Consider the following 13,113-nt stretch of genomic DNA (forward strand, 5'->3'; position numbering starts at 1 on the left):
GATCGCCTGAAAGTCGGCTCGATCGAATCCATGACGTGGCGATCTACTGACTCCTTTAAGATACAAGGGGCGGGTTTGACCAACAATATTTGATAACCGCAAACAATCTTGTAAACCCGCCCCCACACAACCGATAACCCAGATTAACCTGATATTCGAGCGAATCCAAAAAATGTAGATTCGGATTTGCCGCCCAAGTGGGGGCGGGTTTATTATATTGTTGGTTTCTGGCATAGATAATTGGTAAAACCCGCCCCTACAGGATGCGTGAAGATACAAGAAGCGATTTCAATCGCCAGTTGCTAAAAAAGGTTTCAGCCTACGGTTTTAAACAGCGCCGTGTCGGTGATTGCTGCGTCGGATTGGGCGAGTTGTCGATCGAATAATTGAGCTGGATTTCTTTGCTCAACCCAACCGCCACAGTTTGTGGTAGTAATCGAAATTGAGTGAAATACAGCACCTCGGTAAGGACACAACCATGTTGTATCCCTACTGTGTTGTAGGCAATTGACAATTGCTATATTTATCCTCGTAAATCCTTAACGCTTTGGTTTCTTCAGATCAACAGTTTTCGGCTTAGCCGCCGGAGTGCGCGGATAAAACTTAAACTTATTGAGCGCAGCACTTGCCGATTTTGCCACACCGCTATCTATATCTCGCAAAGCTTTTTGTAGCAGCGGAATCACTTTTTCAGACTTAATCATTGCTAGTGCTTCCACAGCAGCTTCGCGCACCTCCGGGTGAATATCTTGAGCTAATTTTCCCAAGGTTTCTATTGCTCGCTGACCTTCCGATCTCAGAGCATTAGCAGCAGCCATTTTACCTAAAGCAGACGCTGCAAACTTGCGAGTTTCTTTGTCCTGACTTTGAACAAATCCCATCAACTGCGGCAGGGAATAGCTTGGTGCTTGTCTGGCAATTGGAAGCTGTTGTTCGACTTCGGGTTGATGTAAATCAGTTGATTGTGGTTCCGAAAAATCTGTGTAATTTAACTCTTCTTCAACTTCTGTTTGATTTAACTCACTTGACAGTTGCTGCCAAACTTCTTCTTGTGATAAACCTTCGGCAAATTCTGTGGAATTTAACTGACTGAACGGCTGCTCCGGGACTTCTTGTTGTTGTACATTACTCTCGTACTGCTCTTGCAAAGACCTGATAGTAGCTTGCATCTGAGCTTCGTGAACTCTCAACTGCTCGTGAGCCGCTTGCAACTGACTCTCGTATTGCTCTTGCAAAGCCTCCATATTTAACTGCATCTCAACCTCGCGGTTCTCATATTCCTCGGCAGTTTGCCTCAAGCGAATTTCGTGTTCATTTTGCAAGTTTTGCAAATGTTGCTCCATCTGAGCTTGATAATTTATATGCAATTCGTCAGCAACTCTGAGTAAATGATGTTCGTGTTCTGCTTGCAAAGATTGGATATTTTGCTGCATCCTAGCATTGTTAGCGGCTTCTAATTCCTCGCTGATTTGTCGGCGCAGCTCAGGCTCGTGTGCGCTGACAACTTGTTGGAGCTGACTGTCGCGTTCTGCCTGAACTTGTTGGAGCTGACTGTCGCGTTCTGCCAAAACTTGTTGGAGCTGATTTTCGTATTGAGCGGCAACTTGTTTGAGCTGGTTTTCGTATTGGGTAGTAACTTGTCTGAGTAAATTTTCGTGTTCGATAGTAGCTTTTCTAAGCTGATTTTCCCGTTCTCCTTGCTGAGATTCGACAGCTTGTCGCACCCGAGACATCTGAGCTAATTCTATTTCCTCAGTAATTCTGCGAGTTTGCTGCAAGTATTCTTGTTTTTGCTTGTTTAAGCGCTTTTCCACTAACCAGTAAGCAACTGCTACCCCTGCCAAAAAACCTACGATCGCGCCTATGATACCCACAACTGAGATCCTCCCGACAAAATAGTGATGCTGGACTTTTTACATTTAACCATACAGCCTCCTGTAACCGCCCAGTAGCAACAGCCACGCTGTCACTGCTAGCCAGTGAACCGCCACCGCAGGCCAGATAGAACCGCTTTGCAGGTATGCGAGGGAGCACGCAACTCCCAAAATTGCCGCCAGTAGCAAAAATACTGGATTCATAAAGGTCGATCGACCAACCGGGTAAAAAGTCAGCGCGTTCAGCGGGTGGTAAACTACAAAAACCGCCAAACTCGCGCATCCCCAAAACCACAGCATTAACCCAGAAGCCTTCTCCAACGGGTGCGGCAGCATTAACACCCGGAACAATAATTCCTCGGTGATGCCCGGACTTAACAAACAGCCAAGAAGCACTCCCACAATTGTACGCCGAGAGGTTTGCACGTCTACTTTTAGAAATCCCGACCAAAAACCCACGGAAAGAGCGATCGAAGTGTAAACCAGCGCCAGCATAGCTGCAACCAGCCAATCGGTGAAATCGGGAATAGTTGAAAAAGCCTGGGTGACGCGGCGTATCAGGAATCCCGGCAGCGCGTGAAGCGGAGCTATCCCGAAGGGAATCGCACTAAAATTTAACATAATCAAACTGATCCTTAAAATTTTCAAACAGATGTTAACAGTAAGTTGAGCCGTTTTTTATGCAAAACCAATCATTGCCGCCAGTCAGAGTCCGCGTTTTTGTTTCGGGATTAGTTCAAGGAGTAGGATTCCGATATTCAACGAGGAATCAAGCAAAGTATTTCGGCCTCAGCGGCTGGGTAAGAAATCTCCCCGACGGCCGCGTCGAGGCTGTCTTTGAAGGACCCAAAAAAGCTGTGGAAGGAATGATTAGTTGGTGCCGGCGCGGCCCCACCGGTGCTACAGTTAGTGAGTTGGTTTTGGAATACGAAGACCCGGAGGGCGATTCCCTTCAAGATAGCTCGCCTTCACGCACTTTTGAGATCCGGCGATAAAACAATAATCGGCATAAACTGCGGTTGAAACCGCTACTGTAGAAACGAGGTCTGCTTTGTATAAGGCAGGCTTCGCCCACACGGACTAAAGAATGAATCGCTTGACACTCACTCGGCCTGAAGGCGCAAGGATTCTTGAGGGATTTCTACCTCAATTTCCCTATTTCTAGGGTTCCCAGACTCCTCACGTTTGCTCAAATGAGCGTGAGGATATCTTCTGGGCGTTTAGGCGCGAACGCCCGGTTTCGCGGAGTCCCCGCGTACCAATTTCAAAGCCCGATCGCAAATAGTTTTTGCTGCACCGATATCGGCGTGTTCATGATATCCACATGAGCGTGCAAATGAACTTTTCGCCATCTCTGTTTGACTTGTCGATATGACCGCATTTCCGACATTCTTGGCTGGAGTATTTGGGATTAATTTTGATTACGACCTTTCCTTGCTTTGCAGCCAGATACTCGATCTTTAGAATTAATTCAGCCCAACCCGCGTCAGAGATAGAACGGTTTAAACCTTTCTTTCTTGATTGCCCATTTTTCAGGAATCTACCTGTTTTTTCGTCAGCCTTTACTCGACATCGGCGCATCATCCCGGAAATATTCAAATCTTCCAGAGCAATCGCGTCAACGTTGCGAGAAACTATTTTATTGGCAACCTTCCAGTGGTAAGCTTGACGCTTATCGCTAATCTTCTGGTGGAAAAGTCCTAGTTTCTTAGCTGCTTTCTTGCGGTTTTTACTATCCTTCGCTTTTCGGCTAACCCGTCTCTGCCTAATTTTTAGAGTGCGCTTAGCTTTTTTGGCGTTTGAAAACTTGGGATTTTCAATTTGAGTTCCATCTGAGAGATGGACTAATTTTGTAAGCCCCAGATCGCAGCCAATTACTTTGACGACATCCTTAAGAGATTTTGTCGTGTAATCGGGGACAGACTTGTTTTCAATGCGGACGGATATGTACCAGCCATTTTGTCGCTTTCTTACTGTACACGCTTTAATGGTAAAGCCGTTGGGAATTGGGCGCGAGTTATAAAAACGCATCCAGCCTAACTTTGGTAAGTAGATTTTACTGCCTTGTATTTTTACCCCCATCACGAAAGTAAAAGAAGTAAAGTTACTGCGGTTTTTGAACTTAGGAAAGCCACGGCCCTCGAAAAAATTTTTATAGGCAGTGTCCAGCCGTTTGACGTTTTGTTGTAGAACTGTCGAATCTATCCCAGCAAACCAGGGTCTAGCTGCTTTTAATTCTGGCAACGCGGTGATTTGAATGTCGCCTGGGTTGCGTCGGGGGTTTTTGATCTTCCCCTCTTTGTCTGTTTTTCCTGTTTTCCAAGGTTCTCCCGTGGCACCGTTTTTACTGACACAACTGGTCAATGGACAGGCTTCACTTTGCGTTCTAATGTCGCAATAGTTACCTTGAATGAACTGTTGACTATATTGAGTGATTCTGTCATTAAGACACCAGTTGAAGTGACTTCGCAACATATCCACCCAATTGGACATTTTTAAGTCTTGTATTTGATTGGGGCGCAACTTGTATACATAGTTTGTTAACAAGTTTAACTCCTCCTTTTTTGAGCTACTGTTAGTATATAGTGAAATGCTTGCGTGCTGGTATTTTTTATATTTCTTCACCAAAGATGGTTTAATGTTTATACTTCTACTTACAAAGCCGTCCTATAAGGATGGGGTTTTAGACCCATTTCTCTGATAAAAAGCGCGAATTGGGTATTGGCAATTTAAGCTAATCCGCATTTAAATTGCATAGTAAAATAAATTTTTACTTGGGTGGGGAGTAGGGGTTGGGCATCCTGCCCGCCCTCAACATACAAATTAAATGCACAACAGCTTATCAATGATTAGCAAGTTGACTTAAATTAGCAAACAACTGAGCAACTTTGGTCAAATCTTTATCTCCCGGCGCTATTTCTACCCCGCTAGAAAGGTCAACACCGCTGAAGTTATTGCCGATCGCACTATCAATTGCATTTAAAATATTATCGGGTGTTAAGCCGCCCGCCAGCAGCCAAGGACACTGCGGTCTAAACTCTGATAACATCATCCAGTCGATCGTTTTACCAGTACCGCCCAATTGCTGTGGATGGTAAGCATCCAGCAGTAAAGTATCGACACGAACAGCATAAACAGCAGCGGTGGCTAAAGTTTCAGGAGTCTTAACTCTCAGGGCTTTGATAATTTCAATTCCCGGCAAAAACTCGCGCAGTCGATCGCAATATTCCGCTGTTTCATCTCCATGCAACTGCACCCCGCTTAAATTTGACTCTGCCGCTACTTGACAGATATTTTCTATTGTGGTGTTGGCAAAAACGCCGATGCGATCGACATTTTCCGGCAACTGCTCGACAATCAGGCGAATTGTTTCTGGGCTGACATAGCGGGGGGAAGCCGGCACGCAGATAAACCCCAAAGCCTGGGCTCCCAAGCGGGCGATCGCAATTCCTTGGTCTAATTTAGTGATTCCGCAAATTTTAACCCGCACTCCGACTCCTCGCTTCCGCATTTGTATCAAAATATCAACGAATTGTTAACTATTAAAACAAATCTTAGTTTAATGCAAACCGCTTTTTATAATCTTGGAAATCAATTTATCTGTGAAATCAGGAGATAAGAACATGATCACCTCATCTTTGCTGTTAGCCGTACAATCTACCGCTCCCTCAACACCGGAGTGGTCGCCACTGGTAGGACTGACAATGATTTTATGCAATTTGCTGGCGATCACGATCGGCTACTACGGCATCTCCAAGCAAAACCGAGGCAAAGGCCCAGCTTTACCCGTTGCACTCCCTGGAATGTTCAAAGGCTTCGGCGTACCAGAATTGCTGGCAACAGCCAGCTTCGGCCACTTGCTCGGAGCCGGAGTAATCTTGGGCTTGGGTAACGCCGGAGTTCTGTAAAAATCAGGGGAAAGGCAAAGGCAAGGGGTGAGAAAAGATATAATAGAAACTCTTTCTTGCTCTCCTTTCCCAGGAAAATTCATGCAGACAGGTTGGCGAATCGGCTCTTTATTTGGCATCCCCCTAGTTATAGATTATTCGTGGTTTATAATTTTAGCCTTAGCAACCCGCGAATACGCCAGCAGTTACCGCCTGTGGGGGCCGGCGCTCTCTTGGAGTGCGGGGTTAGCAATAGCTCTGCTACTGTTTGCTTCCGTGCTCTTGCACGAACTCGGACACAGCTTGGCGGCGATATCGCAAGGCATTAAAGTTAATTCTATTACCTTATTCTTATTTGGCGGAGTAGCTTCGATCGACTCGGAATCAAAAACTCCCGGTCAAGCTTTTCAAGTAGCCATTGCCGGCCCTCTCGTCAGCTTTGCGCTGTTTTTAATCCTCGGTTTGGGTTCTCAAGTTCTTCCCCCGAAAAGTTTGCTAGGAATTGTCACCGAAAGGGTAGCACTAATCAATCTCGTTTTGGGATTATTTAACTTAATTCCCGGTCTGCCTTTGGATGGAGGACAAGTTTTAAAATCAGCAATTTGGAAAATCACCGGCTCTCGATTTGCCGGCGTTCGCTGGGCGGCAAAAACAGGACAAGTTTTAGGTTGGCTGGGCGTTGCTTTGGGTCTGAGTTTATGCTTGTTAGCGCGCGAGTACGGCGGCTTGTGGATTGCGCTGATCGGCGGGTTTGGCATTCGCAATGCCACTGCTTATAGCAGATTGACTTCACTGCAAGAAGCCCTGCTCAAAATTAAAGCCAGCGATGCGATGAGCCGCGAGTTTCGAGTTGTAGATGCAGATTTGACTCTGCGAGAATTTGCCGATCGATATTTGTTAGAAGTCAATCCGTTTCCATTTTACATTGCTGCGACCAACGGCCGGGATTTGGGCTTAGTGTCGATCGACGATATCCGCTTCACAGAACGCAGTCAGTGGCAACATCAGACTTTGCACAACATTTTGAAACCCCTGGGAAAAACCCCCACAGTCTCCGAAAAAGCATCCCTTGCAGAAGTAATTAACAGCATGGAAGCCCGTCAACTCCCCCGAATCATCGTCCTCTCGCCGATTGGTTCAGTAGCGGGGACGATCGATCGGGGCGACGTGGTTAAAGTTTTAGCAAAATACCTCAAACCCCAGATTTCAATAGCCGACATCAAGCGCAGCAAAGAAGAAAACAGCTATCCGCAGGGATTGCAGTTAAGTGCGATCGCCAAAACCGCACAGGAAAATTAAAAATTGGGCATCGGTAAGGGGCCTCAGCGATCGGTTAAGATGTAGCAAACTTTGTCAATGAGGGTTAAAGCAAAAAATTTTATGCCCAAATTCTTTAAGAGAATTTATCATAAATTGGCGGAGAAACGTTGGAAAAACTTAACTTATTTCTTCCCCTTCCCTGACTTGCAACCTCTTGCTATTATCTGGATTGTCGTGACCGGAACTCTATTGGGAGTGAGGCATTTAGGCGGGTTGCAGTCACTAGAATTAAATGCTTACGACCTCATGGTGCAGTTGCGGCCAGATCGGGGCCCTGACCCCCGGTTATTGATAGTTGAAGTCACCGATCGGGACATTAGTGCTTTAAACAGATGGCCCATTTCCGATCGCGTTTTAGCAAAAGCGATCGCCGAAATAGCGCGTTTGGAACCCACAGCTATTGGTCTCGATATAATTCGTGATATTCCCTACGAACCGGGGAGTGCAGAATTAGCAACTCAACTGAAAAACCCCAAAGTATTTCCCATTACCTTCATCGGCTCCTTAAAGTACGATCGAGTGCAGCCACCTCCCAACATACCCGACAAGCGGGTAGGATTTAACGATTTGTATCTCGATCCAGATGGTATAGTGCGTCGTAATGTGATGTCTATTGGCGATGGTAAAAACACGTTTTATTCATTTCCCTCCCGGCTAGCTTTTGCATATTTTGATAGCCAAAAAATAGAATCTAAAGCCACAGAAAATAATGAATTTATAGTAGAGAAAACAGTATTTTCAAAGTTGCGCTCCAACTCAGGAGGTTATCAGAACATTCCTGCCCAAGGCTATCAAATATTGCTCAATTACCGCTCTCATAAAAATATAGCAGAAACCGTGACCATAACTCAAGTTTTGGAGGGCAAAGTTGACCCCAAATTGGTAAAAGGTAAAATAGTCTTAATCGGGGTAACAGCCCCAACTGTAAAAGATATTTTTGCTACCCCTTACAGCGCTACTAAAAACGGTAATTTCCCGGTGCCTGGGGTATTAATTCATGCAACTGCCACCAGCCAAATTCTCAGTGCAGTTTTAGACGGCCAAGGGCTATTTTGGTATTGGGATGAATGGCAAGAAATTCTCTGGATCGCTGTGTGGAGTGCAGTGGGTGGCTGTTTAGCTTGGCGGCTAGAAAAATCGCTGAATTTGATCGCGATCGCGATCGCAGCTTGCGGCTCATTATTCGGATTCACCTTTTTCCTCTTCATGCAACAGGGGTGGATACCTCTAATTTCCCCTGCTATGGCACTTTTAATCACCGCAGGAGTCGCAGTTACCTATAAATACGAGCAGTCGAGGCAACAGCAAGGGATTGTGATGAAATTATTAGGACAACAAACATCACCGGCGATCGCAAATGCCCTGTGGAAAGAGCGCGTCCATCTGCTCGAATCAGGGTTATTGCCCGGTCAAAAAGTTACTGCTACCATCATCCTCACCGACTTGCAGGGTTTTAGTACAATCTCCGAAAAACTACCGCCAGAAGTGGTAATGAGTTGGTTAAATGAGTATTTATCAGCAATGGCGCAAGAAGTCCAAGAACATCAAGGCGTGATTAATAAATTTACCGGAGATGGAATGCTGGCAGTATTTGGCGTACCCATTCCCCGGACAACTCCAGAAGAAATTGCAGAAGATGCTCGCCTTGCCGTATCTTGCGCTTTAGCCATCAGTTCCCGCTTGCCAGAAATGAATCAAAATTGGCTCACACGCGGTTTACCGGCCGCAAAAATGCGAGTAGGCATCTTTACAGGGCCTGTTATGGTGGGTAGTCTGGGAGGCACAACCCGTTTAGAATATGGAGTGATCGGCGACAGCGTAAATATTGCCTCTCGACTCGAAAGCTGCGAAAAGGATCGGCACGAGGACACTTGCCGGATATTGATTGCAGAAGAAACCTTTCTGCATCTGGCGGACAAATTTGAGGTAGAATCTTGGGGAGCTTTACCGTTAAGAGGCAGGGAACAAAAAGTTAATGTCTACCGGATTTTGGGAAGGAAAAAGAAATAAAAAGAGAGAATCTCTCCCTACAAATTCATGGAGTTAATGTGAAAACAATTACTAAGTTTCTCATCAATCTGACATCAGTTTGCTCAATAGTATTGATAGCTACACTTAACATTTCTCAAGTTGCAGTTGTGGGACAGCCGATAATAAACACACCTGACCGGCCACCCAACCCTATACCGGGAGGGCCGCGCTTCGTTCCGCCCCGTGAAGATATGGATGAGCGGCCCCCCACTCAACCGGGACGCCCTGTGCGCGGTGGCTGCGCGAGCATTAGTCAGCTAGGTCTCACAGCCTTAGTGCCTAAAAATAAGATGGGACGGACTGTTTCCGACTATCCAACGTTCTTTTTCTACTTGCCTCAAACAGAGGCCGAATCAGCCGAATTTATCCTACAAGATGAAAGCGGCAAGCAGATTTATAAACAGGATCTCACAATTAGGAATTTATCAGGGGTGATCGGCGTTAGTATTCCCGCTAACCAAAATGTGCCGCCCTTGGAAGTAGGCAAAAGTTACACTTGGAATTTTACAGTGATTTGCGACTCTCTAGACCGATCGGCAGATCAGATCGAAAGCGGTACTGTACGGCGAGTTGAACTCAGTGCAGATATCCGCAGTCAATTAGATCAGGCAGATCCGCGCCAGAAAACCGTTATTTATGCTGAAAAGGGGATTTGGCAAGATGCCCTCAGCACCCTAGCTGCCGCTCGCCGCGATCAACCTAATGATACAGCGCTCAAGGCTGATTGGGAAAGCTTGCTGGATTCAGTGACATTGGGCAAAATTGCCAAAGAGCCGATCGTTCAAACTCAGCCACAGCCATAAGCTGTACTGCATTTAAATTTAACTTTTCTGGGCTCGGAGCAACGGCCCACAAGAGTTTTAATAAAAATAAGTGTACAAGTTTTTAACTTGTATCAGTAACAGCCAACATGGCTGTTCTACAATAAAAATTCTTTCTTGTGGAACGGCCATCTTGGCTGTTCCCAAAAGGCGGCCGACTTTTTGACATCCCCCACAATAATTATTCCAAAAATCTCTTGTGGAACGGCCATCTTGGCTGTTCCCAAAAGGTGGCAGTAAAGCCCGCCCCCAAATATGCAGGTTAAATGTGAAACAGCTTATTAGTTGTTAACTCCCAAATATCCTGCCATTCCTCTTCTGAAAGTGGCTGCACTTTCAAATCAATTTCAAAACAGCGACAAGCCGCCGCACTCAAAACATCAATGACAGTAGCAATCAAATCATCTCCCCCTTCAGATAGAGGTAATTGCACAGGAATTAATTGCTCCCCAAACACTTGAGAAAATAATTTAACATCCGGCTGCAAACGCATCGAACCGTGCTGCAAAATAGCATCACCCCGTCGCAATTGCGCGCTACCAATTAACTTGCAACCATCAGCGGTAACTAAATCTGCACCCGTCGCAGTACCAAAACAATTCGGATTGTGAATATAACCCCTTCCAGCTTCCCCGTATTGCAAATCCAAACCCATCGCCCTCCAACCCTCAATCAAAAACTCGCAAATAGTCTGATAAGCTTTCATACGGCTGCTTGCAAATCCCGACGCCACAACTGCATAAGTTAAATCCCCTTGATGCAGCACGGCGCGCCCGCCGCTGGGCCTCCTCACCAACTCCACAGGCATTCCCCCCCAAGACAACTGCTGCCAAAACTCCGGCCACCTGCGCTGGTGGTAGCCCAAGGAAATCGCCGTCGGTTGCCAAGTGTAAAATCGCAGAGTTGGCGGATGTTTGCCCGCTAGATGCTGTTCCAGTAGCCATTGGTCGATCGCCATCTGCACGCTACCAGACGCCGACAACAGCGGAATTAAACGCCAAACAGAATGAGCCATCAGTCGCGAGTCCTTAGTTTCTACTCAATAATTCGCAGAATGTTTTAAAATTAGTAACAGTTTTTTGGGCCTGTCTTCTAAGTTGGTGCAAATTTCACCCCCGCCGGTGCTTTAGAAATAAATAGAAAAAATAATCGCAGAACCATGAGCAACAGTGTAATTGTCATTAACGACGAAAAATTTGAAACAGAAGTCCTGAAAGCAGAGCAACCAGTGCTTGCCTATTTTTGGGCTAGTTGGTGCGGGCCTTGCAAACTGATCGCGCCTTCGGTAGACTGGGTGGCGGCAAACTACAGCGATCGGCTGAAAGTGGTGAAAATGGAAATTGACCCCAATCCTACTACTGTCAAGCAGTATAAAGTAGAAGGAGTCCCAGCTCTCCGGCTCTTTAAAAATGCCGAAGTAGTGCTTTCCCACGAGGGAGCCATTACTAAACAAACTTTAATCGGTTTGCTCGACGGTCACTTATAAAGTTTGGAAATGATTCGGGAGTTTCCAACTCCCCACTCACAATTATAGCAAGCGCAAATATTTTTTTAACATCTCTCTTTTATCCTCGATATTCCTCTCTGACTCTGCGCCCTCTGCGCTCTCTGCGGTTACTCAACAAAAATCCCAAAGTCAATAAAAATGCCATATAAAAAATAATTTAGATCCGATAAAAATAGTCCTTAAAATCTTCCAAAAATATAGAAAATATGCAATTTGCCAAACGTTTAGAACCACTGCAATTTAATGTATTTGCCGATATGGATCGGGCAAAAGCTCAAGCTAGAGCAGCGGGGCAAAATGTGATTGACTTGTCTCTGGGTTCTTCGGATTTGCCGGCGGCTGCTCATATTACAGATGCGATCGCACATTCTCTGTCCGACACCAGCACCCACGGCTATTTGCTGTTTAATGGCACAAGAGATTTTCGGGAAGCAGCAGCTATTTGGTACGAGCAAAAATTTGGGATTGCAGTCAATCCAGAAACAGAAGTGCTGCCGTTAATTGGTTCCCAAGAAGGCACGGCGCATATGCCTTTAGCTGTACTCAACCCGGGAGATTTTGCTTTGCTGCTAGATCCGGGCTATCCTTCCCACGCGGGCGGTGTGCATTTGGCTGGCGGTCAAATTTATCCGATGCCGATATTAGCAGAAAATGCCTTTTTGCCGATATTTGAAGATATTCCGACAGCAGTGCTTGCTCAGTCGAAGATGATGGTTTTGAGCTATCCTCACAATCCTACAACTGCGATCGCCCCGGTTGCTTTTTTTGAGAAAGCTGTGGCTTTTTGTCGAGAACATCGGCTGGTTTTAGTTCACGATTTCCCTTATGTGGATTTGGTATTTGACGATTCCGTAGGGGCGGTGCCCCCGTGCCCGCCCTCTGGTAACGAGGAAGAATATCGAAAATTGATGGCACCGTCAATCTTTCAGGCGGATCGAGATAAGAGTGTGGCGATCGAGTTTTTTACACTATCCAAATCCTACAGTATGGGAGGTTTTCGAGTCGGATATGCGATCGGCAATTCCGAACTAATTGCAGCGCTGCGACAGGTAAAAGCCGCAGTGGACTTCAACCAATACCGAGGGATTTTGAACGGAGCGATCTCCGCATTAAGCGGCCCTCAAGATACCGTCAGAACCAGCGTAGAAACCTTCAGAAAACGGCGGGATGCCTTTGTAAACGCGCTACAGGGCATCGGCTGGCAAGTACCCGTACCCCCTGCCACCATGTACGTCTGGGCGAAACTGCCGGAACCTTGGGCCCGAGATTCCGTGAAATTTTGCACTCAGCTAGTACAGAGTACAGGAGTCGCAGCTTCCCCCGGTGCCGGTTTCGGAAAATCAGGAGAAGGCTACGTGCGATTTGCCTTAGTCGAGTCGCCAGCAATTTTGGAAGCAGCAGTTAGAAAAATTGCTGAGTTTCTCAATTGAGTAGAGCCCTACGGCGAGCGCCGTAGGGACACGGCGCCGTGTCCGAGGCTTGTCAACTTAAGCTTTTAGTCCGCCAGTCCTCCCGCTCACCCGGCACTTTTCCCCAGGGAATTATCTTCCACAGGGCTTATAGCTAAAGTCCTCTCAAAAAGGAGTGAAAAACTCATTAGGATCGCGAATTAAATAACTTACAATTTTAATTGTTATTGTGGGATGGGCGTCCCGCCCGTCCAAAAAGGACGG

General features: G+C 46.3%; 12 protein-coding genes. 7 read left to right on the plus strand and 5 right to left on the minus strand.

Annotation, left to right across the window (positions count from 1 at the left end; genetic code table 11):
* Positions 1 to 539: 539 nt before the first annotated feature.
* The gene (locus tag QUB16_RS31040; protein WP_333322068.1) at positions 540 to 1,874 is read right to left on the minus strand and encodes a HEAT repeat domain-containing protein; all 1,335 of its coding nucleotides are present in this window, start codon (positions 1,872 to 1,874) and stop codon (positions 540 to 542) included.
* Between the two features lie 45 nt (positions 1,875 to 1,919).
* Positions 1,920 to 2,495, minus strand: coding sequence for a CPBP family glutamic-type intramembrane protease (locus QUB16_RS31045; protein ID WP_333322070.1), 576 nt, complete (start codon positions 2,493 to 2,495; stop codon positions 1,920 to 1,922).
* 59 nt (positions 2,496 to 2,554) lie between these two features.
* Between QUB16_RS31045 and QUB16_RS31050 the strand changes: the two genes are divergently transcribed.
* Positions 2,555 to 2,869 carry an acylphosphatase gene (locus QUB16_RS31050; protein ID WP_333322072.1) on the plus strand — a complete coding sequence of 105 codons (315 nt, stop codon included), beginning with the start codon at positions 2,555 to 2,557 and terminating at the stop codon, positions 2,867 to 2,869.
* A gap of 316 nt (positions 2,870 to 3,185) precedes the next feature.
* Here the strand turns inward: QUB16_RS31050 and QUB16_RS31055 are convergent, their stop codons facing one another.
* Together QUB16_RS31055 and QUB16_RS31060 are read right to left on the minus strand one after the other, a co-directional pair.
* Complete coding sequence (locus tag QUB16_RS31055; RefSeq protein WP_333322073.1) at positions 3,186 to 4,499, minus strand: transposase; 1,314 nt, start codon at positions 4,497 to 4,499, stop codon at positions 3,186 to 3,188.
* Positions 4,500 to 4,716: 217 nt separating this feature from the next.
* Positions 4,717 to 5,364, minus strand: a complete 648-nt coding sequence (locus QUB16_RS31060; RefSeq protein ID WP_333322087.1) for a phosphoribosylanthranilate isomerase — start codon at positions 5,362 to 5,364, stop codon at positions 4,717 to 4,719.
* Positions 5,365 to 5,497: 133 nt separating this feature from the next.
* On the opposite strand from QUB16_RS31060, the gene psaK reads away from it, so the two are divergent.
* The 4 genes from psaK to QUB16_RS31080 all read left to right on the plus strand — a co-directional run bounded on the left by psaK (position 5,498) and on the right by QUB16_RS31080 (position 9,915).
* On the plus strand, positions 5,498 to 5,782 hold the full coding sequence (gene psaK, locus QUB16_RS31065) for a photosystem I reaction center subunit PsaK (RefSeq protein ID WP_333040629.1): 285 nt from the start codon (positions 5,498 to 5,500) through the stop codon (positions 5,780 to 5,782).
* Between the two features lie 81 nt (positions 5,783 to 5,863).
* Positions 5,864 to 7,060 carry a site-2 protease family protein gene (locus QUB16_RS31070; protein ID WP_333322075.1) on the plus strand — a complete coding sequence of 399 codons (1,197 nt, stop codon included), beginning with the start codon at positions 5,864 to 5,866 and terminating at the stop codon, positions 7,058 to 7,060.
* A gap of 81 nt (positions 7,061 to 7,141) precedes the next feature.
* Complete coding sequence (locus QUB16_RS31075; protein ID WP_333322077.1) at positions 7,142 to 9,091, plus strand: adenylate/guanylate cyclase domain-containing protein; 1,950 nt, start codon at positions 7,142 to 7,144, stop codon at positions 9,089 to 9,091.
* A gap of 38 nt (positions 9,092 to 9,129) precedes the next feature.
* Complete coding sequence (locus QUB16_RS31080) at positions 9,130 to 9,915, plus strand: DUF928 domain-containing protein (RefSeq protein WP_333322079.1); 786 nt, start codon at positions 9,130 to 9,132, stop codon at positions 9,913 to 9,915.
* 280 nt (positions 9,916 to 10,195) lie between these two features.
* Here the strand turns inward: QUB16_RS31080 and QUB16_RS31085 are convergent, their stop codons facing one another.
* Positions 10,196 to 10,948, minus strand: a complete 753-nt coding sequence (locus QUB16_RS31085) for a biotin/lipoate A/B protein ligase family protein (RefSeq protein WP_333322081.1) — start codon at positions 10,946 to 10,948, stop codon at positions 10,196 to 10,198.
* Between the two features lie 144 nt (positions 10,949 to 11,092).
* On the opposite strand from QUB16_RS31085, the gene QUB16_RS31090 reads away from it, so the two are divergent.
* A complete protein-coding gene (locus QUB16_RS31090; RefSeq protein WP_333322083.1) occupies positions 11,093 to 11,419 on the plus strand; it encodes a thioredoxin domain-containing protein in 327 nt (108 codons plus the stop codon).
* 227 nt (positions 11,420 to 11,646) lie between these two features.
* Positions 11,647 to 12,870, plus strand: a complete 1,224-nt coding sequence (locus QUB16_RS31095) for an LL-diaminopimelate aminotransferase (protein WP_333322085.1) — start codon at positions 11,647 to 11,649, stop codon at positions 12,868 to 12,870.
* The last annotated feature ends 243 nt before the right edge of the window (positions 12,871 to 13,113 follow it).

This window comes from Microcoleus sp. D3_18a_C4 (genome assembly GCF_036702415.1).
GTDB lineage: Bacteria > Cyanobacteriota > Cyanobacteriia > Cyanobacteriales > Microcoleaceae > Microcoleus.